General features: G+C 57.3%; 29 protein-coding genes. 3 read left to right on the top strand and 26 right to left on the bottom strand.

Annotated elements, in window-relative coordinates:
* Nucleotides 1-3: 3 nt before the first annotated feature.
* The 9 genes from LU671_RS04055 to LU671_RS04095 all read right to left on the bottom strand — a co-directional run bounded on the left by LU671_RS04055 (nucleotide 4) and on the right by LU671_RS04095 (nucleotide 4,181).
* A complete protein-coding gene (locus LU671_RS04055) occupies nucleotides 4-753 on the bottom strand; it encodes a hypothetical protein (RefSeq protein ID WP_010792743.1) in 750 nt (249 codons plus the stop codon).
* Between the two features lie 94 nt (nucleotides 754-847).
* The gene (locus LU671_RS04060; protein ID WP_010792744.1) at nucleotides 848-1,249 is read right to left on the bottom strand and encodes a hypothetical protein; all 402 of its coding nucleotides are present in this window, start codon (nucleotides 1,247-1,249) and stop codon (nucleotides 848-850) included.
* A 15-nt stretch (nucleotides 1,250-1,264) separates the two neighbouring features.
* Entirely contained in the window at nucleotides 1,265-1,555 is a 291-nt protein-coding gene (locus tag LU671_RS04065) for a hypothetical protein (RefSeq protein ID WP_019484842.1), read from the bottom strand.
* 65 nt (nucleotides 1,556-1,620) lie between these two features.
* Complete coding sequence (locus tag LU671_RS04070; protein WP_044060650.1) at nucleotides 1,621-1,860, bottom strand: hypothetical protein; 240 nt, start codon at nucleotides 1,858-1,860, stop codon at nucleotides 1,621-1,623.
* Nucleotides 1,857-2,453: a hypothetical protein gene (locus tag LU671_RS04075; protein WP_010792747.1), complete on the bottom strand. Its 597-nt coding sequence runs from the start codon at nucleotides 2,451-2,453 to the stop codon at nucleotides 1,857-1,859. Before LU671_RS04075 ends, LU671_RS04070 begins: the two co-directional genes overlap by 4 nt.
* A gap of 319 nt (nucleotides 2,454-2,772) precedes the next feature.
* Entirely contained in the window at nucleotides 2,773-2,976 is a 204-nt protein-coding gene (locus LU671_RS04080) for a hypothetical protein (protein ID WP_010792749.1), read from the bottom strand.
* Nucleotides 2,973-3,323 carry a hypothetical protein gene (locus tag LU671_RS04085; protein WP_010792750.1) on the bottom strand — a complete coding sequence of 117 codons (351 nt, stop codon included), beginning with the start codon at nucleotides 3,321-3,323 and terminating at the stop codon, nucleotides 2,973-2,975. The genes LU671_RS04080 and LU671_RS04085 overlap by 4 nt, the downstream gene beginning before the upstream one ends.
* A gap of 5 nt (nucleotides 3,324-3,328) precedes the next feature.
* Nucleotides 3,329-3,520, bottom strand: a complete 192-nt coding sequence (locus LU671_RS04090) for a hypothetical protein (RefSeq protein WP_010792751.1) — start codon at nucleotides 3,518-3,520, stop codon at nucleotides 3,329-3,331.
* Nucleotides 3,521-3,539: 19 nt separating this feature from the next.
* Nucleotides 3,540-4,181: an HD domain-containing protein gene (locus LU671_RS04095; RefSeq protein ID WP_010792752.1), complete on the bottom strand. Its 642-nt coding sequence runs from the start codon at nucleotides 4,179-4,181 to the stop codon at nucleotides 3,540-3,542.
* Between the two features lie 197 nt (nucleotides 4,182-4,378).
* On the opposite strand from LU671_RS04095, the gene LU671_RS04100 reads away from it, so the two are divergent.
* On the top strand, nucleotides 4,379-4,777 hold the full coding sequence (locus LU671_RS04100; RefSeq protein WP_052437132.1) for a hypothetical protein: 399 nt from the start codon (nucleotides 4,379-4,381) through the stop codon (nucleotides 4,775-4,777).
* A 50-nt stretch (nucleotides 4,778-4,827) separates the two neighbouring features.
* On the opposite strand, the gene LU671_RS04105 is transcribed toward LU671_RS04100, so the two are convergent.
* From LU671_RS04105 to LU671_RS04140, 8 genes are all read right to left on the bottom strand, one after another.
* Nucleotides 4,828-6,183 carry an ATP-dependent DNA ligase gene (locus LU671_RS04105; RefSeq protein WP_019484834.1) on the bottom strand — a complete coding sequence of 452 codons (1,356 nt, stop codon included), beginning with the start codon at nucleotides 6,181-6,183 and terminating at the stop codon, nucleotides 4,828-4,830.
* Between the two features lie 130 nt (nucleotides 6,184-6,313).
* Nucleotides 6,314-7,282 carry a methyltransferase gene (locus LU671_RS04110; protein ID WP_087785324.1) on the bottom strand — a complete coding sequence of 323 codons (969 nt, stop codon included), beginning with the start codon at nucleotides 7,280-7,282 and terminating at the stop codon, nucleotides 6,314-6,316.
* A 160-nt stretch (nucleotides 7,283-7,442) separates the two neighbouring features.
* On the bottom strand, nucleotides 7,443-8,156 hold the full coding sequence (locus tag LU671_RS04115) for a hypothetical protein (protein ID WP_010792755.1): 714 nt from the start codon (nucleotides 8,154-8,156) through the stop codon (nucleotides 7,443-7,445).
* A 67-nt stretch (nucleotides 8,157-8,223) separates the two neighbouring features.
* Nucleotides 8,224-8,664: a DUF6283 family protein gene (locus LU671_RS04120; protein WP_010792756.1), complete on the bottom strand. Its 441-nt coding sequence runs from the start codon at nucleotides 8,662-8,664 to the stop codon at nucleotides 8,224-8,226.
* A gap of 274 nt (nucleotides 8,665-8,938) precedes the next feature.
* Complete coding sequence (locus LU671_RS04125; RefSeq protein WP_010792757.1) at nucleotides 8,939-9,367, bottom strand: hypothetical protein; 429 nt, start codon at nucleotides 9,365-9,367, stop codon at nucleotides 8,939-8,941.
* A 50-nt stretch (nucleotides 9,368-9,417) separates the two neighbouring features.
* On the bottom strand, nucleotides 9,418-10,434 hold the full coding sequence (gene yejK, locus LU671_RS04130) for a nucleoid-associated protein YejK (RefSeq protein ID WP_021018462.1): 1,017 nt from the start codon (nucleotides 10,432-10,434) through the stop codon (nucleotides 9,418-9,420).
* A gap of 253 nt (nucleotides 10,435-10,687) precedes the next feature.
* Nucleotides 10,688-11,254, bottom strand: coding sequence for a hypothetical protein (locus tag LU671_RS04135; RefSeq protein WP_232854959.1), 567 nt, complete (start codon nucleotides 11,252-11,254; stop codon nucleotides 10,688-10,690).
* Nucleotides 11,255-11,428: 174 nt separating this feature from the next.
* On the bottom strand, nucleotides 11,429-11,878 hold the full coding sequence (locus LU671_RS04140; protein WP_010792775.1) for an ADP-ribosyltransferase-containing protein: 450 nt from the start codon (nucleotides 11,876-11,878) through the stop codon (nucleotides 11,429-11,431).
* A gap of 168 nt (nucleotides 11,879-12,046) precedes the next feature.
* On the opposite strand from LU671_RS04140, the gene LU671_RS04145 reads away from it, so the two are divergent.
* On the top strand, nucleotides 12,047-12,349 hold the full coding sequence (locus LU671_RS04145) for a hypothetical protein (RefSeq protein ID WP_010792776.1): 303 nt from the start codon (nucleotides 12,047-12,049) through the stop codon (nucleotides 12,347-12,349).
* Between the two features lie 53 nt (nucleotides 12,350-12,402).
* Here LU671_RS04145 and LU671_RS04150 read toward each other — a convergent pair whose 3' ends face one another.
* The 4 genes from LU671_RS04150 to LU671_RS04165 all read right to left on the bottom strand — a co-directional run bounded on the left by LU671_RS04150 (nucleotide 12,403) and on the right by LU671_RS04165 (nucleotide 15,001).
* Nucleotides 12,403-12,993 carry a hypothetical protein gene (locus LU671_RS04150; protein WP_010792777.1) on the bottom strand — a complete coding sequence of 197 codons (591 nt, stop codon included), beginning with the start codon at nucleotides 12,991-12,993 and terminating at the stop codon, nucleotides 12,403-12,405.
* A 143-nt stretch (nucleotides 12,994-13,136) separates the two neighbouring features.
* Nucleotides 13,137-13,769, bottom strand: a complete 633-nt coding sequence (locus LU671_RS04155; protein WP_010792778.1) for a hypothetical protein — start codon at nucleotides 13,767-13,769, stop codon at nucleotides 13,137-13,139.
* A 92-nt stretch (nucleotides 13,770-13,861) separates the two neighbouring features.
* A complete protein-coding gene (locus LU671_RS04160; RefSeq protein ID WP_010792779.1) occupies nucleotides 13,862-14,122 on the bottom strand; it encodes a hypothetical protein in 261 nt (86 codons plus the stop codon).
* 3 nt (nucleotides 14,123-14,125) lie between these two features.
* Complete coding sequence (locus LU671_RS04165; RefSeq protein WP_010792780.1) at nucleotides 14,126-15,001, bottom strand: hypothetical protein; 876 nt, start codon at nucleotides 14,999-15,001, stop codon at nucleotides 14,126-14,128.
* 155 nt (nucleotides 15,002-15,156) lie between these two features.
* Between LU671_RS04165 and LU671_RS04170 the strand changes: the two genes are divergently transcribed.
* The gene (locus LU671_RS04170) at nucleotides 15,157-16,005 is read left to right on the top strand and encodes an HNH endonuclease (protein WP_010792781.1); all 849 of its coding nucleotides are present in this window, start codon (nucleotides 15,157-15,159) and stop codon (nucleotides 16,003-16,005) included.
* Here LU671_RS04170 and LU671_RS04175 read toward each other — a convergent pair.
* From LU671_RS04175 to LU671_RS04195, 5 genes are all read right to left on the bottom strand, one after another.
* Complete coding sequence (locus LU671_RS04175; protein ID WP_010792782.1) at nucleotides 16,002-16,340, bottom strand: hypothetical protein; 339 nt, start codon at nucleotides 16,338-16,340, stop codon at nucleotides 16,002-16,004. The genes LU671_RS04170 and LU671_RS04175 overlap by 4 nt on opposite strands.
* A 95-nt stretch (nucleotides 16,341-16,435) precedes the next feature.
* The gene (locus LU671_RS04180; RefSeq protein WP_010792783.1) at nucleotides 16,436-18,325 is read right to left on the bottom strand and encodes an AAA family ATPase; all 1,890 of its coding nucleotides are present in this window, start codon (nucleotides 18,323-18,325) and stop codon (nucleotides 16,436-16,438) included.
* Nucleotides 18,326-18,431: 106 nt separating this feature from the next.
* Nucleotides 18,432-19,115 carry a hypothetical protein gene (locus tag LU671_RS04185; RefSeq protein ID WP_021018525.1) on the bottom strand — a complete coding sequence of 228 codons (684 nt, stop codon included), beginning with the start codon at nucleotides 19,113-19,115 and terminating at the stop codon, nucleotides 18,432-18,434.
* Nucleotides 19,116-19,213: 98 nt separating this feature from the next.
* Nucleotides 19,214-19,756 (bottom strand): hypothetical protein, encoded by a 543-nt coding sequence (locus tag LU671_RS04190; protein WP_010792785.1) that lies wholly within the window; start codon nucleotides 19,754-19,756, stop codon nucleotides 19,214-19,216.
* 102 nt (nucleotides 19,757-19,858) lie between these two features.
* Nucleotides 19,859-20,086 (bottom strand): hypothetical protein, encoded by a 228-nt coding sequence (locus LU671_RS04195; protein WP_010792786.1) that lies wholly within the window; start codon nucleotides 20,084-20,086, stop codon nucleotides 19,859-19,861.
* Nucleotides 20,087-20,095: the final 9 nt, after the last annotated feature.

Raw genomic sequence — 20,095 nt, forward strand, 5'->3', positions numbered from 1 at the left:
GCTTCACACCTCCTGCAGCGGCGTTGCGCAAAGATGAATCGACGTTACCCGATCTGGATAGATCTCTCGAACCTTGCGAACAATGCGCATTGCGCCTTGTGTCGTATCACATCCGTGGAACTGTTCGATTTCCGTGAGGTGGTAAGCGACTCGCTCCCTGCGGGCCTTTTCGCTGGGAGCGCAGGCTCGGATCAGATCGGCGTCATATCTTGCGGAAATGATGTCGTACCAATCCACCAGCTGGAACTCGAAAGCGACATCGACTGCCCTGCCGGTGGGTAGTGCCTCATCCCACGCATCTCTCCTGGTGTCCCACTCAGCTTCGCTGATTGTGTCAGGCCTGTCGGTTGAGTTCTGGTAGTGGTAGTCAGTGAATCCCGCGTCTTCAATCAGGCGAGCGAACGGCGCATGGTTGCGCCAATACGTCAGCATCAGAACATCACCGCGGAACGGCAAAACTGATACCGAACCTATGAAGTCCCAATTCATGGTTTTGATCGTATTGTCCTGATTACGGTAGGCGTCCTCGATCTGGCCTAACACATGGTTTCGGGACCAGCGATTGCGGTCCTCATCGACAAGGCAGTAGTTCTCCGCCAGGTCCCGGCCGAAGGCGAGCTTTCGAGCAATGACGGTAGCCACCGCCTTGCGAGCTTCCTGGATGAAAGCAGGGCGTATCCGTACAAGCTCGGCAAGTGCCTGCTCCAGGGTTGCGCGGCGTTTGATCCGGCCGTGATTGATCTTGGTACTCATGAGGTGACTCCTTCAATCGATGTCCCATGGTGAGGCTGGACGGTGTGTGTCACCAGCCAAGTGGGTGGCCTATATTTCGTGGGCCATCGTCGGCTCAGTTCAGCAGGTGCAGCAGCAGCGAGAACGCCGGCACTCCAAGAACAATCATGAGGATCGTGGTGTACATGGAGGTAAGCCTCCAGATACGGCGGCCGTCCATTGTTGCCAACGCATCACTGCGCTTTCGAAGCCGTGGGGATCGAGCATCCAAGGTGTCGGCTCTCACCATCAGAGCCAGCAGTAGCAAAACCACGTTGTGCATGGCCAACAACACAACACCGAGGATGGGGCTTTGAGCTGCCAGGCCGGCCGAGGCGACGAACGCAAGTAGATGAGGCACGTTGTCGATCAGCTTTGCCAGACCTTTCGCAGGGGTGAATCCGAATCCTCGCTGAGCCGTTCGTTCGGTGCATACCCAACAAGCCAGCGATGCAGACGCCATGAAGATGGTCAGCATGAGCATTTCCTCTTGTCACACCAGTACCAGGACGCGGCCCTGATCGATCGCGAAGTCAACAATCTTGCTCCCTCGGTTACGAAGGGACAGCACACTCCAGGCTTCGGCGTTGGGACGCCCGATGACACGGGCGGGAATGTTCATCGCAATGAACTCCGCGCGTTTGGTTTTGAACGTGGCAAACAGACCAAGATCGCCCTCGCGGCGGATGTTTGAAACAGCAAATTCACGCCGGCCAACAGTGAGGTTCTGGGAATCGCCGATCAGCTCTTCGAGCTGGGATTTGGGCGGAATCGTAGAAATCATTCGAACGTACTCGTATTTGATCAGGTCTATGCTCGGGAGACCGAGCGCGTGCCGGAAGCCGTGAGCTAATCGGCCGGGGCCAGCACGTTGGCTGGCATGGTCTTGAGCAACGACTGCCCACCCTGGTTCTTGCCGTAGTTACAGCGGACAAAGACGCCCTTTGGGGTATCCCAAAAGCGAATGACCTTTGCCTTGTTCCCAGGAATGCTGTCGGCGAAGAAAATCCGGGTTTGCACGGCTAGCCCCCGGCGCAAACGAGCTACATCAAGAGCGGGGAGGTCGAGCGCTGGGTAGAGCGGGATCATTGCTCAGCACCATTTGCGCCGCAGACGAAGTCCTTCCAGGTTGCCCGGGTCAGGCGCTTGAGGTTTGCCGGATGCCCCTCACGGGAGAACGGGTAACGACGGTCCTCTGTCAGTCGATAACGACTGAGGGTAATCGTGTCTTTGCTGGTACTGAGACTGGTGCACCACCACACCTGCAGGTCCTGGAATCGAGGCATCATCAGGTCGGTGTCATCGCCGGGCACCAGCAGTGCGACACCTGGTGCAACCCGATTGTCTTTCAGGACTTCGGAAGTCGATATCGCAACCAGCGGGGCTTTGAATGGTTTGAAGTCGAAGGCCTTTTCCCACAGCCGGCAAAACGTTCCCCCTGCCAGGCATGCGGTGAAGTAGTTGTGGTCCGAGAAGGGGCGGAAAACGCCGACCGAAGTGGTCATCTGCAAACGTTTCATCGGCTCAACGTCATCCAGATCAAAGGCCATCTTGCCCTTGATCGCGATTTCCATCGCTTCATGGAGAAGTTTGGAGCGTTCCCGATCACCGACCGATTTGCCTATACCGTTGAAAGCGGCACGCATAAAGCCGAGGCCGGCGCTGACGGATGTGTTGTTCATGTGACTTCCTCAGTTGAGTGGACTGAGGAAATCTTCAGGGGGCTGACGGTGTGCCAGAACCGGCGCGGGAGAGAATGATCACTGATCTTGCAAGAAATCGATTTGCCGGTTGTTGAGGTCAGTCCTGGGGGCGTTAAGCGGGTGCCCGAGCTGGCGCTTGACCTCAGAGAGCCACGCTTTGTAAGGCCTGTTTGCGCGGTTTCCCCAGGGGTATGCCTCGGCGAGAGCCTTGCGCAATGCAGTCATGTCTTTCCGGCCAACGCGGTTGATGACTTCTGCCACTATCGGTGCCGCTCGATCTGCCCAGGACATGTTCACCTCACCATGCCGTTTTGTCCGCTGGGCGTGCCGCGGACAACTGGATACGGATGTCTTCTGCAAGGCTGATGAGACGGTTCCCTTCACCCTCAAGTTTCTGGGCTACTGCCTGGACCTGCTCAGCGGTGGCCACCTCATCCCTGCAGAATCCCTCATCTAGAAGCCACTGCTGGACCTTGGCGAACCCCTCTATTGAGAGGCTCATGCTACTTTTCCGCCGGCGGCGATGATCGCCTCCTTGATGGCATCCAGCTTGTCCTTCGGTGCCTGGACCGAGAGGAAAACCGTGTCTTGCTTCTTCTTCCAGCGCTTGAAGTAGGTTTCGAAGGAAACGTCGACAGAACCGTCATTCGACTGCACCCACCCAGCCATGATTCGAACCTGGTCCTCTGGCTTGAGGTCTTCGCCGATGGAGAAGGAGTCATTCATGACCTGGCCGTTAACTTCAAGCTCAAGCTCCTCATGCCAGACATCATCTTCACCATTCGGCTTCCAAAACCCGTCGTCGTTGTAGAAGGCCTTGAGTTCCGAGCCAGTCGTTTTGGTCGGCATTGTGATTACTCCGTTACGGACTGGATCGCGCCCAGTCGCTTTTCAATGGAAATTGCCTGCTGCTGGAGATCCAGTCCCTCGAGACCGAGCAGTCCGTTCTTCGCTGAGCCGAGCTTGGTCAGGGCCTCAACCAGCTCTGCAGCCTGGGCCTTGGCTTTCTCTAGGGTCGCCCGGTCCTGGGCGTTCAGCTTGCACATAGTTCACCTCTTGAATGAGCTACTTGGACTGCGGGCCTTCCAGCTCCAACAGTTCGGATTCGATGTTCGACCTTGCAATCGCTTCCCATGCGGCCGAGATTTCAGGGTGGCCGTACAGCGGGTGAGAGCTCAGCAGTCCCCGTAGGACGTCTGCACGTCCGGCACGGAAAAGGTCATCCGGTACCCAGGCAAATTCCTGTTGAACTGCCTGTTGGTAGGATTTATACGCCTGTGGTGGCTGTGCCAGAACCGCCAAATCAATGTCGAGCACCAGGCCGCAATCATCGGCCTGGGAGCCAGTCTGGTGGGTGGTCGCCATGATCATCGCTTCCACAGCTGGGGCGTACTCGGGAACGCCGGCAGCTGTGAGCAAGGCGATGGCGTACTGAGCGCTGCAAGCTTCATTGTCCACTCGGTGCGTGTCGTAGATCACGTCGTGAAGCCACAGCGCCAGTTCAACCAGGTGAGGTTTGTCGGCCAGATGACGCCAAGAGTCGAAGTGTTCAAGGCACGCGGCTATGTGTTCAAGGGTGTGGTAGTGCCGTCCGGGCTCGCTGTATTGCATACAGAGGTAGTCGAAGGCACCTGCAGCAGGTGCTGCGCCAAGCGCGCGCCAGAGCCGATGCCAACGATCTTCAAGCTCGGTGTGATTCAAAGGCATTTCCCTGCTACTCCAGGCGTTGTGTTGACATTGACGGATCATAACCTTGGGCATGGTAGGGAGCTTGCCGTACCGCACACCGTGAATTCTCCACGCCATGGCTAGTGACACCAGCCACGAACGAATTTCACAAACCTACTTTGGCGTGAGCCGCGGGAGCGGTGTTGTTACGGTTGCCCAGATTCTGGGAGAAATCGATGAAAACCGAATTCATGGGGGTGAGCTCCCAAGATTTGAGCGATGTCGTCAAGCAGCAGATCCGGCCGTGGGTTCGAGGAGCTGATGACTGTGTAGTGCAGATGTTGCCGAGCAGAACTCAAAACCGAGTTGGCGAGTTGTACCGCCAGGCGGTAGAGCGATATCCGACGTACGAAATGGTGGTGCTCACCTGCTTTTGCGCTGCCATGCGCAGCGAGTTTGGAGATGAAGAAACCGCGAGCCAAGAGGCGATCGAAGCTTTTCAATATGCCCGGGAGAAGTACGGATACCGTAGTCCTCAAGAAGAGGCTGAGGATCAGGCAGGGGATCGAGAGGAGGGCATTTGCTCGCACGGACTTACCTGGCTGACGTGCCCCTGCGGATGCTTTGAGTTTTAAGAGGCCAATAAGATCGGGCCGCCATTAGGCGGCCCCTTTCGTGTCTGAGATTAGGCAGCCAATCCCAAGGCAGCCATGCGGATAGCGTTTTCGAACTGCTCCTCGATCCGCACCAGATCATCCGCAACCGACTTGTCCAAGCGCTCTTCGACGAAGCGGGGGAGGAAGAGGCTGTATGGTTTGCCTGGCTTCTTCGGACGCATGATCTGGTTGGATCGTACAGTGATGATCATCCCGCGCCACGTATCCCGATTGAGATGGATCTCTTCTCGTTTCTTCTTCTTGAAGCCGCTTACTCCTACAACCAGCTGGCCACAGGAGCTCTTGCAGAGCAGTGACCCGAAGGTCTTTGCGTTTGCTCCTTTACCAGGAAGGAAATCAACCACTTCAAGCTCGCAGGGGGCTTCGAGCTTCAGCTTGACCTGATCCTTGCTGGTACCGTCAAACCAGATAGCCTCGGGCTTCTTGATAATCGTGCCTTCCAGTCCGAGTTCAAGCTGCTCCACATAGTGGTCAATGGCCTCCTTAAAGGAGTACACGATGCGCGTCTCGATCATCGAGATCGCCGAGTGGGCGAGCGCCGTTACGAGATCGGTCAGCTGACCGAAGCGGTCCTTGTATGGGGTGTCGCAGCGCCCACCCTTCTTGACCGAGGCCAGCGGGATCTGATCCCACAATTTGATGATCGGCCGGCAGCCAAGGTCGAACTGGCCGCCCTGGACTACCGAGTTCAGCATGCCGTTGCCGACCTCACGGGGGAGAATCTTGCCGTCGCATTCGACGAGCAGCTCACCATGCGCTTGCCCGGTCGGAAGCTGACGAAGCCCGTCGAGCAGTTCTTGGAACGGTGCTCCAGGGAGAAGGGTGCCAGCGCGCGAGGTGAGGCTGACCTCATTGGCTTCGATCGTCACGTTGACGAACATGCCGTCGGCTTTGACCTGCGAGTAGATACCAGCAGCCCAGTTCCACTCCGAAAGATTGGTGTGGTGAGGGAGGCTGCAGCGCATGTAGCTGAACTCAGGAATAAGCCCGGAACAGACTTTGTTGACGCTGGTTTCGCTGAAGCCGGCGCGCGGGTCCTTGGAAAGGATGCGCCAGAGCAATTCAGAGGACTCTGGGTTCAAGGACGTCAATGCCCGAGTAACCGCCTCCTCAGCGCGGTGTCCGGTGAGGCCTCGGGCGGCCAATTGGTCGAGCATCGACCAGGTTTCCTGGCTGAACTCCTCGGCCCCGAACTGGCTAGCCCGGGCCGGGCGGATGCCAAAAGTGATGAATGGGTTGAGCATGTAGATCAGGACGCGCTGGAAGGCTTCGCTGTCGACGTGGGTCTTCAGTAGCGCCAGCTTGTCGTTGGTGCCAGGGGTATTCGCGATCTGCTCGAGGGCATGGTAGACGGTGGTGCTCATCACGGGCTGATTCTCCAGAGTGGTCTGCCTTAATTGTCCGGATGCTTGGGTTTCATTCCAGCGAAGTCCGGGGACTGATGACCATTCTTAAGGCGCAGGGGGTGTGCCAGAAGCGCCCGGAAAAAGCCCTCTACGCTGCATCAAAAAGGGAGAGCTGGGCAAAGGACTGCGGGTTGGCAGAACCTGTGTCTGGCTTCATGGAGGCTTTCATTCGGGCCGGTGCAGTTGGTGCTGGCGCTACAGCACGATCGGGCACGGTCGCCAGCGTGGGTTCGCTCTGCGCTGGAGCCGGTGGCGGGATTAGTGCAGGAGGCGCGACTACAGCCTTGGACACGGAATTCTGCTCTGCCTCTGCCGGAGCGGCTGGGATTTCGGCAGGGTCTTGGGTGAAGTCGCACAAGACGATCTCGCAGATCGGACTGACGCCGTGCCATTCGTTCTTGTAGGCGGATGTGTCCAGGCCGCAATTATGGTCGAGCACGATACCGGTCTGACTCATGAACTTCTCACACTCCCGCGTAATCTCGACGCTATAGGAGCGTTGGCCCGAGTACCGGAATGGGGCGGATGTCTGCGGGATGATGAACACGCCGTGATCAGCGATCTTGGATGCGGCTTCGATGAGCTTGTACTCAAAACTTGCCCCTGTGTAGCGACCGTCGAACGCCTGGCCAGTCTTCACAGATCCAAAGGGTGGATTCGAAATCGCAGTACTGAAACGCCCCATATCCGGGATTGAAAACACATCGCTAACGATCCACTCCGCTTCTGGGAGCACTCGCTTCCCAACTTCAGCGTACTCAGGGTTAATCTCGACACACACGATACGCTTTGCACGCTCGCGGCAGGCGAAAGCCAGCCTCCCGATGCCTGCGCAAAGGTCAATCAAGGACTCACACTCCGGGACTTCGATGGAGAAATCGTTGGCCAGTCCCTCTGGCGTGAAGAATGCGCCGGCTAGACCATTCATGTTGGTCGCGGACTCATGGAAATGTTCCAAGATGAAATAGCGGTCCTCGAGACGCAGGCTCTTGTCCGAGTAAACCAGGTCGAGCGCCTGCTTGTGACGCTTCGCCGCTTCTTTGGATAACTTAGCCATTTCATCTCCTCATCGGCTCAGACGGTATGTGTCTGATTCGGGTGTGTATTTGATGAGGGAATTTTCTGACCAGGTAGGTCGTGCCACCATCACCCAGCACAAGGTCTCTATTGAGCACGCTAGAAGCTCGGGTGATGGCGGGTGAGGAGTCAGGGCGCGGTCATGTAGCCACTGACAAGCCAGGGTTCTTCCACTGAACGGCCTTGGGGATCAGGACCTGAAACTCGAAGCCAGGATCGACGGAGAATTTGATAGTGTCGCCGCGGTTTGCTGCCACCTGACGGGCGTACTCCAGAGCTCGATCGAACTCCAAAATGGAGAAGTAGGAGGAATCCTTAATGTTGGCGTTCAAGAAGTCTGTGCAATGGAGGGACGTACCGCCGTGGTTGTTTGACAGGCCGAAGGTCATCACCACATACATGGGTTCTCCGACCGGCAAAAACAGTTGGCCATCGATGATGATCCGATCGCGTGCCCACCTCTCCAGATATTCGTCAATCCCGGCCTTTCCCTGATAGGCGCCGATGTAGATTCCCTGTTCCCAATGGCTCAGCGTGACGCTTTCCGTCACCAGAGAGATCTCAGGCTCTGGCATGCGATGGGTCGCGTTCGGGCCTCCTTCCGCTTTGTTGTCCCGCGCGCCGGCGAAGAGCTTGCAGTTCGTCCAGAGGCAGCCCTCGAAAGTGCGGTATTCCACTGGATCGTGCCCCTGGTCGCTGTTGTTTCGGCTGATGATCGCCACCGGGGCTTGCTCCGGCGGGATTTCCCGAATTTCTACGGTGATCAGTCCGTCGTGCTCGCGGACTGTACGAGGCAGGCGGCAGCGAGGGGGCACGATGCTGTGGTTGTAGCTGTAGGTGAAGGTTACGTTCATCGCATGGCTCCTTATGAGATGGAGCCATGATCAGGGCTGGGCTGGTGTGCCAGAAGCCAGGTCCCGGTCAGGAATAGTTGTTCCTGCAGGGCTTCAAAATCGGATCTTCGGGGTCGACGCCGTTGGCGATGGCCATCTCTGCATAGCTGTCGAACAGATCGACTCCGCCGTCCGAAACCTGGTTCATGTCCAGTTCACCATTGATGAGATTTAACCGAACCGAGAGATTGTGATCGGCCCCCCTGAGGAGGAAGCCCGCGCAGGTAGTTGGCTTCTCCTTCCCGGTGGTATGGCAGCCAAAGGTTCGGTCGCTCATGTCATAGGCGGTTGCCGCGGAAAGTCGGAATGCCTCGGCCGGGAAGACTCCGACGGAATCACGCCTCCATGGGCAATCTTTGCAAGGGACCTTGCAGGCATGTTTGCGCCCGCTCTTGATGGTGACCACCTGGTGGTTCCAGTCAGCCCAGCGAGCATCGAGGACTTCTGGTTTGTTGTTCTTGGTAGTCATTGAAGGTACCGGTTCGGACGGCATGCAGTGATCAGGAGGGCAAGCGCGAGCAGTGCCAGGATAGCTGCCACACCTTGAATTTCAGTGGCAAAGGCTACTGGAAGAGTGTGGGCCAGCCAAGTCATGGCCAGCGCTGCGCAGATGAGGGATGCGAAGAGAGCGATTGGTAGAAGCATGGGCGACTCCCTGTTTGAAAGTCGCCAGTCTCAGGGGGCCGGCTGTGTGCCAGAATCCTCCCGGACAAAGGTCATGCAGTCATCTCTGCCTGGCTTTGCTAAGGGAGCTCCCGATCAGCATATTCTTCTTTGATCTTGTTCCTCATGTCCCGGACGTGAGCGTCAACAGTCGCCTGGTCACCTGCCACGTATGCAGCAGAAATGCTGTCTTTCGGGGCAAACACCATGGCGTCGAGGCCGAACTGGTCTGCAGTGATGTCTACGACGTGGATTCCGCCCTGATATTCGACTTCAACCCAGTAGTGGCCGTGCGGAACCCCATCAATAACCAGGCCACCATCCCTCTTACCGTCACCACCTCGAATAATTGGGTCCAGAGCGGCGAATTTTCGTAGCAGGGCCTCACAGAGGATGGCGGCGTAGAGGCAGGTACCGTTCGTACGCCCATGCCCGAGTGAGGAGTGCAGCATCGACTCGTACGTTGCTCTGACGCCTTTGAGGATCTGGTCCGGTTGCAGACTGGTCACCCACTTCTCCTGTAATGCTGTATTCACGTGGTAAGAGTGGTCGGGGCCGCTTAGGCCCCTTGAGAGTCCTTCCGCTTCGCGAGTTGGTCTTTGAGCTGGCGCGGAATGTTGCGGATGATCAGCATATCCTGCTCTTCATCGTACTCAACCGTCGATCCCAAATGATGGGCTTCGAAGGTGATGGCCAAGCCTTCAGCACGTCCTGTGAAGCGCTGGAACTCCTTCAAAGTCCGCTTGTCCGCAGGAATTTCCGGAGCCAGACCATAGTCCTTGTTCCGGATGTAGTCGTAGAAGGCTTTCGGTCGGTCTTCGTCGATCAGGCTCGAAAGTTCGTCCAGGGTTACCGGTTGCCCGAGTCGCGCTTGGGCGTTGGCGTAATCAACCAGCGTGTCGGTTTTCTCCCTGGCAGCTGCTTCTGGCAGGTCTTCGCTTTCAACGAAGTCGGAGAATGCTTTCAGCAGAGTTCGCGTCTCGCTTGGAGCATCGTGGCCTTCCTCGCAACCGATGAAGTCGCGGAAGTAGTCGAAAGCCTTGCGGCCACCTTTCTTGAGGAAGGAAATGTACTGGCGCGACTTGGGGTTGTTACGCCACTCAGACAGATTGATCCTTGCGGCAAGGTGGAGTTGCCCCACATCGAGATGCTTGATGGCGGCTACCTCGAGGCCTTCGGTCAGCGCGACGCCGTCGCGGTGATGGAGCATTGCGAGCATGAGGTAGTCAGTCATGCCTTGCTGGTAATGCGCCAGCAGGAAATGGCCCCCGACAGTCAGGCTCGATTCTTCCATCAGCCTCACCAAGTGCTCGGCTGCCTGGCGGCTGAAGCTCACGAAATCCTGTCCGCCATCCAGGTACTCGCTCAGCCACCCACTCAGTGGATAGGCCCCCGATTGACCATGGAAAAGCCCCCAACCTTTAGTTGCCTTGGCGTTGTAGGCATCGTTGAGATCGGCAAGCAGGTTATCTGCGGCCTCGTTGTGTTCTAGTTCGGCATCCCGGGAGTGGAGTGCCGCCGGGTTCCCGTCGGGTTTCTTGTCGATGAAATGGACAATGCAATGGCGAATGGGCATGGGGACCTCAGGTCAGACTGATAAGCAGAAAGCGGTTGCCGGCGAGATCCTAACGGGTGAGATCCTGCCGGCAACGGAGGAGGGCGATTAAGCGCAAGCGTCGAACCGGAACTCGCAAACTCGCTTGCGAGTGGTGCGTGCGCTGGGTCGATCGGTGACGAAAGATTCCGTTGGGATGCTGAACAGGCGGAGTTGGTCCCGTTGTTCGTGAACGGTGCAGATACTGCACTGCTCCAGCAGCACGTTGGTCGGCTCAGAATCCCGGTTGAAAACCAGCATGAGCCCCGAGGAGAGAGTTGGGATGTCCGGCGATAGTGAGCAGATACCCCCCCTCGAGCTCCAGCATCAGGTCATGGAGTACAGGGGACCGCAGATCGGGGTGAACGATCAGCTGGGTGAAAAGCGTGAAGGTGCCATTACGGCGTGGCCATCCTTGACTGAAGAGTTCCCCGGCTAGGTAAACGTCCTGGCTGATATTGTCCATCGCGATGACCAGATCCAACCCTTTGCAGGTCGTGGCGATGAAATAGCCCTCTGCGCAGAGGAGAGCATTGCCAGCAGTCTGTTCGGTATCGGTTACCAGAATTTTGAATGCTACTGCTCGGGCGTCTGCGCCGAACTGGTTGTATCCGACACTGATGTAGGCATGCAGGTCCTGGGTGGTACCAGGATTCAGCTTGATCAGCCTGCGTTCCGCGGAATCGAAGATTGCCTGCGGAGAAAATGCCTCCTTCAACTCCTGAACGGCAGTGTCCACCGTACGATCGCCATCCAGCATGTAGGTGTAACCGTCGAGAAGTTCGGGGGTGAATTTGACCATTTGCCTGATTCCTTTTGGCTGGGGGTGGGAAGAGGTTGCGCGATTTGACGGGTGGCACAAAGCCAAAATGGCACGCTGAAATCCCGACTCGCCAAGCCGATAATCTGCCACCTGCTGGCGTGCCTGAACCCCCTGAATTCAGAGTGTGAACTCCACGCTTCCTTGTAGGAGACGTCAAGCTGCGCGGCTATCCAGTCGACGAACATCCAGGACCTGTGCAGGGGAAAAGACCACTACCTCGTAACTGCCGTCCGGGTAGGTGGCCACAAGTCCGTCATGACCGAGCTGCTCAAGTCGCTGCTGAATCTCAACTCCAAAATAGCCGTCGGTTTCAATAGCCCTGGTTATCAGCTCAATTGCAGTCTCGATCGAGAAAATCTGCTCGATGAGGGGAACGGCCGGACTGTCCAGGTCGTAGTCATGCTCAAGGCTGGCCAGGCAGTGGAGAGGGTTGCTCATGTTGAGCTTGACCTCCCAGACAGAGCCGCCAGGTCCTGCGTATTCATCGGCACAGGCTTGATCCCCGAAATACAGGCCGGAACCAAAAGTTCCGCGACTTGCGGGCTGGAAGTTAGTGGTTCGGGCTTTGGTCCCTCGGTAGAAGTTTTTTTGCTTCGGGAACATGGTTCTCTCCTGATCGAGTGCTCATGTTCCATGAAGAGGGGAGGTGCCAGAACCGAGGGGAAAATGCCGATCATCAAAAGATTTGGCAGAATGCTTCTGGCACAAGAAGGACGGCTTGATAGTGACTCCATCGCGGGGCAAGGGGCCCCAGCTACAGGAGCCAGCATCATGCAGAACGCCAACAACATTTCCGCATTCGAACAGCGCTACAACGAAAAGCTCGATGAGCTCGCAACCGAGCTGGATGGGGCCCTGCCTTCCTATCGTGAGCTGATGGCCCAGGTATCAGGCTTGCTGGCAGAAGACGGTCATTCTCTTGATGTGATCAGCGGATATGACGACTTCGAGGCGTTCTTCACCTGGCTCGACACGCTGACGGCATACGACCAGATGGATGAGGATGGTTCGCTCGAGGACCATAAGCCTCTCTTGGCAGTCATCTACGAAGCCATACGCGCAGGCGAGGCCTGACATTCGGGAAAAACCCGACACGCCTCTTTGAGTGTGTGTCGGGTTTTTGATTATCAGTCTTTGGCCGGTAGCGGTTCGCTGGGCTGATTGGGCTCCAACCCAGAATCGGCTTCGGGTGATTCTGCCGGCGGGAGCAGCTCCCCGGCCGAGTCGAAGCTCAGTCCATCCGACGTCTCAGAGCTGTTGATCACAGAGTGGTACAGCCCCTCGCCCATCTTCCAACCGGGATATGCAGTCATGCCGCCGACAAAGGCGATTACCAGCGCTGTCAGCACGATTCCGATCCACTCGATTGAGCGCTTGATCACTTTGACGGTGATCGAGTCCGGCTCATGCCGGTAATTCTCTTCCTGCTTTGCCCTTATCTCCAGAAACACCTCACGAAGGCGGGCTAGGAGCTTGTTGGCTTCTACCTCGCTGGTGAACCACGCGAGTGTGTTGTAGCCCTCCTTCACCTGCAACAGGGGCTTTTTGGAATCGAAGGGATTGTCCTCTTGAATGACCGTGAAGGAAGTGTGGCCGCCGTAGCCGCAACGTACAGCTGTGAACTGCCCCAGGGCAGCGAGATGGATGTCGTCCTGGTGGACTTCGATTTGGACTTCGTCCGCGGATTCGAAAACCTTCTTGTCTCGAATGCTGATCATGTTGGCTCCCTGGGTGAGAAAGGCCCTAGTGTCCTGGCCGTGGGCGCGCGCACAAGCGAAATGGCAGGGCTGAAATTCGGCCTAGGCCTCACCCAGGAACAGGAAACCCCGCCGAAGCGGGGTTCATGGAGTTGGGATTGAGCTCAACTCACTTTCTTGGACAGATCCGCGAAGGTGAAGCCTTTAACCTGCTGGAGCTGGCGCTCCAGGTGACCGATCAACTCAGCTTTCGCCCGGCTGAATTGCTCCACTCGCGTTTCCTGCGGTTTGGATTTGGAAGTGACCATGTAGCCGCCGATGAGGCTTTTGACGTTGTCATGTTCATAGCGATTCAGCGGGGAGGGAGCAGCCCCGGTTTGACTCTGCGCCCAGTCTTCCTGAGCAGCTACGACCTTGAATGCGTTGTCCGCAGGCACGCATTGCCGGAATACCGGGTTCTTCAGCCAGTTTTCCATCGTGACCCGGTGTTCGTCCAGATCCTCGGCGGAAAGGCCCTGATAGTCATTCAGGAAGAACCAGTTGACATCACCCCAGCGGCAGTTGTCATGCCAGTCCGGGGTAGAGAAAACCTCGATTCGGCCGGCATACGGGGCTACGAACAGGCACTCGCCTTGGCCCAGATCAGCCATGGTCCCGAGAGGCATCTCTATAAGGATGTCAGCAATCTTGAAGCCGACCTCCTGCATGCGCTGATAGGCCAGGCGCTCCGCCTCGTCACTGGAATAGGTGTTGATGGCGCGATTGAGGTCGAGAGCGTTGGGGTTATTGGTGCTCATGGAGTAGATCCTTCGTTGATGAATTCGATGGACCTATGGTGAGGCTGCGCCGGTTGTGCCAGAACCGGTGCAGCAGACCGAACTGGAAATGCTCAGGCAGAACCATGATCCAGTTTTACCAGCGCTTCCGGGAACGCGATGATGTGGCCCTCCGCATAGCTTTCGACGCGGATCTTGCCGAAATCAGCTCCCAGAGTCCTCCCAAGCTCGAACACCTCGATGGCGTTGGTGGCCCGAACGCCGATGCAGTAACTGCCGATACCGTCGAGGCCGGGGGTAGCTCTCTCCCGCAGGCCAGCTGCTTCGAGGCGAAGTAGCAGATTTCTCGCAGTTTCATTGCAGGGTTGGAGCACAGTTCAGTCCTCCAGGCTCTCTTGCGGTTGGGCAGCCGGTGCGCCAGGCAAATAGTGTTCAGGCCCGAGTTTCTCTGGCGAGATTCGCTGCAACGCCCAGCCGTCAACATATAGCCAGCCATCTTGCTCCTGGAATGAACCCTCAAGGAGGTTTGTCCGGTAGCGATGCGCGTAGGCTTCGACCTCCGCATCAGACGGCACCGCAGGCAGGCCTTTCTCCACTCGGGTCCGCGCATCCCTTACTGCCCGGTCAAGACGCATCTGAGCCGCAGCCCTGTTCATTCGCCCTCTTAGGGTATCTTCTGCATCCTCAAGATCGGGGTCGATCCCCATCAGCTTGACCTCATTGCTGAAGGCGGATACGGCAATTTCAAGGTGCGCCTTCCAATGCTCGGCTTGGTGCCGGCACTCTAGGTCGAGCTGAGCACTGGTGGTGATGCGGCCAACAGCTCGATCATAGTGGGCGATCATGCATGCCTCGGATTGATCTGCGCGGATTGGTTTATGCCAGTAGCGCCATCGGAACCCGAGATCCAGCCAGCCAGGCTGCGAGACGATCATTTCCGAATTGCTAATCCGTTCGACAACAAGCCAGGGGGTCTGATCGATCCATACCGCATCGACGGGCGGTTCGTCCTCAGTCAGCGGCTCGTAAGCGACTGGCCCGTCTAATGGGGCGAAGACCTTTTCGGACTCCACAACGTCGTACCAGGGGTAAGAATGGGACAGGGGAGGAGGCAGCACCAGTGGTTGCTTGCCGGCGAGGAGCCGATGATAGAGCGAACTCTTGTCCGGGAGGTGGTTGGGCATTGCTCCAGCTGCGGCAACGATTTCGAGATAGCGCTGCCACACCGGGCAGCTTTCCGATGGCGTGATCATTGAGCTCCTCCAGGAGTTGCTGAGGCTCATGATGGTAACGGCCGACTCTAGCTTGGCTATGCCAAAACGCAACGGTGAATTTCCCGGTTATCCTCGTCCACCGGTGCCGGTTTAATTGGCGGCTGCTCATTACTTAGAGGCTCAGGAGAAATAGCATGAGCACGACAGATGATGGATTTCCTCCGCGGGTAAAAGAAGATCTACGGCGGGATGTTGGGGGTTACTGTTCAGCCCCATTTTGTGGGATTCAGACCTTTGTCTACGACCGGGCCCGGCGCAAAGACAAGCTGACGGGCGATGCTGCGCATATCTGCGGAGCGCGCCCACACGCGGCCCGATATTACGATCTGCCGATGGATGTGGATCGTCACGGCTATGAAAATGGGATTTGGCTGTGCGCGGTGTGCCATCGCATGATCGATCACAGTGCGTGCCTTTACCCGGTTGACATGCTGCTCCATTGGAAGCGCCTGGCAATAGACGCTCACCAAGCCGGAGGACGCCGCCTTCAAGCTCTGATGGTTGGCAGTGATCTCACCCGCGATCATCAAAACGCGGCGCAATTTCTCAACGACGTATGGCAGGTCAGAGTGAAGTTCCGGGAGGCGAAGTTCAACGTATCGCCCGGGGATCGGTTCAACTCCACTGTAAAGTTCGACACTGAGTTTGCTCGACTGATTCGGAACCGGGCCGGCCTGTACATGGCCAAGCCCTGGAACGCCTACCATCCGCACTGGACATTCACTCCGGAAATTCAGGTTTGGGAAAGTGAGATCGTTCGGATGGCTGGACGCCTGGCCGAAATGCCTGCCCTGGCATTGATGGGTGAGGGAATGTTCGATTTCTACCACCAGGTGGACGAGGAGGGGAATTTGGTGTTCCGCGACGAATCAACGAGGTCCCTGCACATCTTTGTGCAGATGCTGGAGCGCTTCGACGAGTTCCTGACGGATTACAAGGGGCCACAACAGAGCCCCTATGGCTCCTCACCCTATGGCTTCTAGCAGGGTGCGACTGTACCGAGGTGGAAGGTCTCTTGGACCTTCCTGCTCACCAGTTCGAGTGCTTCATCGACGGTCAGCGGGGGAAGGGAGTCGTCTCGGTAGAAGACATGCACTCCGCGCCCGATGAGATTGGCAGTTCCCCGCTCGCGATTGATGCGCAGTTGGCAGGCATCTATCGAGTGTCCGCCGGCTGCACGGCCCATGATGGCGAAGATGCTCTTCGCACAGCCTTCGGGAGATGCGAAATCGAACTCCTCGGGGATAGGAGTCGAGGTGGTGGGCAGCACCGGAATGGTGGTCGATCCATAAAGCAGGTGGGCGTGCTGGAGTTTCATGGCCGTGCTCCTGTTGTGGTTTGCAGTCAGGATCGGCCGCATGCTCTTGTGCCAGAAGCAGCTGGGCCGGAGTAATCCCGGCCCCACCGGCGCCTTCAAGCGACCGCCGCGGACTCCACAATCTGTACCGGGAACCCGATTGGCTCCAGGGCCTGATATACGACTTCGCCGCCAATGGTCTCGTGCGCCAGCAGTTGCTCGACGATGAAATCCAGCTCTGGGCGGCAGTTCTCGATCAGTGCCAACGCCTTTTCATACCCAGCGTTCAGCAGCGTATCCACCTTTTCCATGATGATCCGGGCATCGATCGCTATGCCGAGCTCTCGCATGGTCGCCAGGCTGGTGAGGCTTTCGTCATTGGACATCCCGTAACTGGTCACCATTGAAAGGGCTATCCTAGTGGCTTCTTGCAGGTCCCCGGCAGCGCCAGTGGATACTTCCTGAAAGACGTTAGCTTCCGCAGCGCGACCGGCCAGAACCATAGCGAGCTGCGCCTGAATCTCGGACTGCAAATGCAGTCGCTTGTCCTCGAGCGGAAGAATCAGGGTGACGCCTTGCGCAGGCCCGCGGGGGAGAATGGTGACTTTTTCCACCCGTCCGGTGTTGAGAAGCGCGCCAACCAGTGCATGACCAGCTTCATGAACTGCCACTCTACGACGGTCCTCAGGGCTTGCCAGTTTCTGGTTCTCATCCGCTTCACCCATGCGCTGGATCTCGATTGCTTCCAGGATGTGGTGCATTCCAACTTCGGTATCGCTGCTGCGAGCGGCAAGAAGCGCTGCGTTGTTCGCAACGAAGGCGATAGCTGCTGGCGTCAGCCCCATGCAGTTCTTGGCAAGGCGGTCATAGTTCAGGTCTTCTGCCGGCTTGGTCTTGCCTAGGTACAGCTGCAGTAAGCGTACCCGGTCCTCGAGCGTCGGTAGGGGGACATGAACGGTCCGGTCGAATCGACCTTCCCGGCGAAGAGCTTTGTCCAGGGCATCGACATGGTTGGTTGCGGCGATCAGCATCACCCCAGCATTTTCGCTAAACCCATCCAGCTCGGTGAGGAACTGATTGACGATGCGGTTCCCTTCACCATCGGCAAGGCGCCCTTGGTCGACGCGCCGGCCAATCCCGTCTATTTCGTCGATGAACAGGATGCACGGCGCTTTGCGGCGTGCCTCTCGGAACAGGCCCTTTACCTTCTGGATGCCAACGCCATAGAACATGCTGCTGAAGCTGCTGCCATTCGCTTCGATGAAGTTCACGCCACACTCATTTGCCAGCGCCTTGGCCAAGAGCGTTTTCCCTACGCCTGGGTCGCCGGTAAACAGAACCCCTCTCGGTGGTCGCGCGTTCAGCAGGGCGAAATTCTCTGGGGTCCGCAGCCATGCGGTCATGTCCATCAGGGTTCGCTTTGCCTCATCGCACCCGATCACGTCCTTGAAGGTGACCTTGGATGTCGCTTTTTTCCTACGGATCGTGAGGTAGGGGCTCAACATGGGCCAGAGCATGCACCCGAAGAAGAGGACCATCATCAGTTGAACCGCTACGTCCAGCGAACGGGCTGCGCTGATCTGAGGGCCGATCTTCAGTTCCTGAATGGTGAACAACGGAGTCTTTTCGTTGTAGATCAAGTTGAGCAACTGCCGGGCTACTTGGCCGAACTGGTCGCTCACGACATAGGCCCGTTCGTCCTTGGTCGTGATGTAGATGTCTTCCTTCCCGATGTCAGCTTCGATGACGTTCCCTAGACGGACGTCTTCCATGAGGTTGTCCAGCGTTTTCCTGTTATCGGTCCACCGGGAGGGGTTCTTGCTGATCTGATCCATGATCGTTGCCTGGTGCTGACCAGCAGACGTATCAGGCCCCTGGGGTTGCAGGAATTGGTTGTACGCCCAGTATCCGCCGAACAGCACCAAGGTGAGTGCGCACCCGATCATTGACTGCACATACTTGTTGCGCAGGGACCGGCGGATGCGCGTGAGGAGCGAGTCTTTCATGGAGTTCCCTTTAGGCCGGGCCCAAGGCTGGCCCGCTGGTGATGAAAAGATCATGAGCAGGTGGAGTGTTCAAGCCATCTCCACCTTCTGAAAAGCTGGCGCTTGGTTAAAAGCCCATGCCGAGCTGCTCTGTCAGCTGGGTGGCCGGAGCAGGCTTGGGCGCTGGCGAATGGTTGCCTGCAGGCGCGTCTGCAGGCACGTACACCGGCTCCTTCTGCAGGCCCAGTTCAACTTTGATCTTTTGGACAGCAAGGTAGGCCTCGATGTAGGGACGGGTGTGTTCACCGTGAAGCCCACGAGTGCTCAGGTTGAGCCCTACCTTTCCACTTGCATCAGCCATGAGGTAGCGACGGCCATCCTTGATCACCTGAACGAAGCCCTGTGCGTATCCGCTCTCCGCGAAGCGGGTGAGGCGGTCTACTTCAGAGAAACGTGAGCACAGGCTTGTGTGCAGAACCTGCAGGTGATGCTCGGCTTTCTTGAGGTCGTCTTGCTTCGGATCTACGCCGGCCCATTCGAGGATAGTGGCCCAGGTGCCGGATTGAGTGCGCGGCAGCTGGACTCCGGTAACCGCGGTGAACACTGCCTTGCCGACATTGTTCAATCCGTTTGCCAGGAAATTGAGCGCATACGCATCGCGTGCCAGGAGAGCTTCGGCGAAATGCAGGTGATAGTCCCGCACCTGGATTTCTCGACCGGCGCGCCCGCCCAGCTCGTGAGCGTACATGGCTGCTATCCCTTCGACCGTATGGGTCTCAGGTGACGGTTGGAGTTTGCGTACTGCAGTCATCGTGTATCCCCTGGCTGTGTTCAGAATGGACACAGTTTCAGGGCAGACGATGCGTGCCAGAACCGCAGTGAATTGCCCTGCGGCCCTGGTAGAAGGCCTTACAGGCGCTGAACCTTTACCTTCAGCTTGATCTCATCAGCACCTATTCCGTTAGCAATTTCCACCTCGGAATTAGCCATGACGACCATGCTGCTGTTTAGACTTTGGATACGGAAGGATGCAGATTCGAGTTCGGTGTCTCCGAGTTTGAGTTTTTGCTCTTCGAGGACCTGAACGTAGCTACCGTCGACAGAGACGGCAAATTTGTCGTCGGACGCTTCTCGAGCCGTAATATCGGCCATGAACCCAACGGGCACCTTTTCCTTCTCTCGAGTCGGTTTGTCACAGGCGGGTTTGAAGGGATTCAACCAGCGGCTGATGCCTTCCCGGCACGTCACCGTCACGTTGGTATCGATTTCCTTGAAACGCCCATCGTTGAAATGGGCGGTAGCCCCTTTCGAGATTTCCTGGGTACCGCTGCTGAGCACAACGCCGCCCTTGGTGACTTCGGTCTGGATCGTGATGCGATCGCCGGCGGATGCAGGCACCGAAATTACAGCGGCCGCGACTGCGGCAAGAGCAAGCATGGGGAGTTTTGGCATTCGTTCTCCAAAGGGTATTTAAACCCTGGATTGAGGGGTGAAGCACCTTTTCAGGTGCTTCGTTCAATGAGGCGGATCATTGCCTTGGCAGCTTGAGAGAGCCTACTGTTCTTGGTCGACGGCGCTCCGCTGACCGACAGCCATGCAGCCGGCAACGAACATAAGGATGAGAAGGCAAAGGGCACCGGCCCCCATGGTCGTCAGCAGACCGAAGATTCGATCCGGGTCAGCGGTCATGTCCTGGTCGAACAAGGCGTACAGCCAGTCACTCTTGAAGCGGCCGAGATAGTAGGTCAGAGCGAACACCGCAAAAATGATCAAACGAAGCATCATGAGCTC

Source organism: Pseudomonas sp. NMI760_13, assembly GCF_021283245.1.
Classification (GTDB): Bacteria; Pseudomonadota; Gammaproteobacteria; order Pseudomonadales; family Pseudomonadaceae; genus Aquipseudomonas; species Aquipseudomonas peradeniyensis.

Excerpts from the sequence above, each read along its gene's own strand:
- yejK (WP_021018462.1), bottom strand. The coding sequence starts at position 10,434 with ATGCCCATTCGCCATTGCATTGTCCATTTCATCGACAAGAAACCCGAC.
- LU671_RS04105 (WP_019484834.1), bottom strand. The coding sequence starts at position 6,183 with ATGAGCACCACCGTCTACCATGCCCTCGAGCAGATCGCGAATACCCCT.
- LU671_RS04150 (WP_010792777.1), bottom strand. The coding sequence starts at position 12,993 with ATGATCAGCATTCGAGACAAGAAGGTTTTCGAATCCGCGGACGAAGTC.
- LU671_RS04145 (WP_010792776.1), top strand. The coding sequence starts at position 12,047 with ATGCAGAACGCCAACAACATTTCCGCATTCGAACAGCGCTACAACGAA.
- LU671_RS04195 (WP_010792786.1), bottom strand. The coding sequence starts at position 20,086 with ATGCTTCGTTTGATCATTTTTGCGGTGTTCGCTCTGACCTACTATCTC.
- LU671_RS04060 (WP_010792744.1), bottom strand. The coding sequence starts at position 1,249 with ATGCTGACCATCTTCATGGCGTCTGCATCGCTGGCTTGTTGGGTATGC.
- LU671_RS04085 (WP_010792750.1), bottom strand. The coding sequence starts at position 3,323 with ATGCCGACCAAAACGACTGGCTCGGAACTCAAGGCCTTCTACAACGAC.
- LU671_RS04120 (WP_010792756.1), bottom strand. The coding sequence starts at position 8,664 with ATGACTACCAAGAACAACAAACCAGAAGTCCTCGATGCTCGCTGGGCT.
- LU671_RS04165 (WP_010792780.1), bottom strand. The coding sequence starts at position 15,001 with ATGATCACGCCATCGGAAAGCTGCCCGGTGTGGCAGCGCTATCTCGAA.
- LU671_RS04135 (WP_232854959.1), bottom strand. The coding sequence starts at position 11,254 with ATGGTCAAATTCACCCCCGAACTTCTCGACGGTTACACCTACATGCTG.
- LU671_RS04055 (WP_010792743.1), bottom strand. The coding sequence starts at position 753 with ATGAGTACCAAGATCAATCACGGCCGGATCAAACGCCGCGCAACCCTG.
- LU671_RS04110 (WP_087785324.1), bottom strand. The coding sequence starts at position 7,282 with ATGGCTAAGTTATCCAAAGAAGCGGCGAAGCGTCACAAGCAGGCGCTC.
- LU671_RS04155 (WP_010792778.1), bottom strand. The coding sequence starts at position 13,769 with ATGAGCACCAATAACCCCAACGCTCTCGACCTCAATCGCGCCATCAAC.
- LU671_RS04095 (WP_010792752.1), bottom strand. The coding sequence starts at position 4,181 with ATGCCTTTGAATCACACCGAGCTTGAAGATCGTTGGCATCGGCTCTGG.
- LU671_RS04080 (WP_010792749.1), bottom strand. The coding sequence starts at position 2,976 with ATGAGCCTCTCAATAGAGGGGTTCGCCAAGGTCCAGCAGTGGCTTCTA.
- LU671_RS04070 (WP_044060650.1), bottom strand. The coding sequence starts at position 1,860 with ATGATCCCGCTCTACCCAGCGCTCGACCTCCCCGCTCTTGATGTAGCT.
- LU671_RS04100 (WP_052437132.1), top strand. The coding sequence starts at position 4,379 with ATGAAAACCGAATTCATGGGGGTGAGCTCCCAAGATTTGAGCGATGTC.
- LU671_RS04170 (WP_010792781.1), top strand. The coding sequence starts at position 15,157 with ATGAGCACGACAGATGATGGATTTCCTCCGCGGGTAAAAGAAGATCTA.
- LU671_RS04065 (WP_019484842.1), bottom strand. The coding sequence starts at position 1,555 with ATGATTTCTACGATTCCGCCCAAATCCCAGCTCGAAGAGCTGATCGGC.
- LU671_RS04175 (WP_010792782.1), bottom strand. The coding sequence starts at position 16,340 with ATGAAACTCCAGCACGCCCACCTGCTTTATGGATCGACCACCATTCCG.
- LU671_RS04180 (WP_010792783.1), bottom strand. The coding sequence starts at position 18,325 with ATGAAAGACTCGCTCCTCACGCGCATCCGCCGGTCCCTGCGCAACAAG.
- LU671_RS04075 (WP_010792747.1), bottom strand. The coding sequence starts at position 2,453 with ATGAACAACACATCCGTCAGCGCCGGCCTCGGCTTTATGCGTGCCGCT.
- LU671_RS04140 (WP_010792775.1), bottom strand. The coding sequence starts at position 11,878 with ATGTTCCCGAAGCAAAAAAACTTCTACCGAGGGACCAAAGCCCGAACC.
- LU671_RS04185 (WP_021018525.1), bottom strand. The coding sequence starts at position 19,115 with ATGACTGCAGTACGCAAACTCCAACCGTCACCTGAGACCCATACGGTC.
- LU671_RS04190 (WP_010792785.1), bottom strand. The coding sequence starts at position 19,756 with ATGCCAAAACTCCCCATGCTTGCTCTTGCCGCAGTCGCGGCCGCTGTA.
- LU671_RS04090 (WP_010792751.1), bottom strand. The coding sequence starts at position 3,520 with ATGTGCAAGCTGAACGCCCAGGACCGGGCGACCCTAGAGAAAGCCAAG.
- LU671_RS04115 (WP_010792755.1), bottom strand. The coding sequence starts at position 8,156 with ATGAACGTAACCTTCACCTACAGCTACAACCACAGCATCGTGCCCCCT.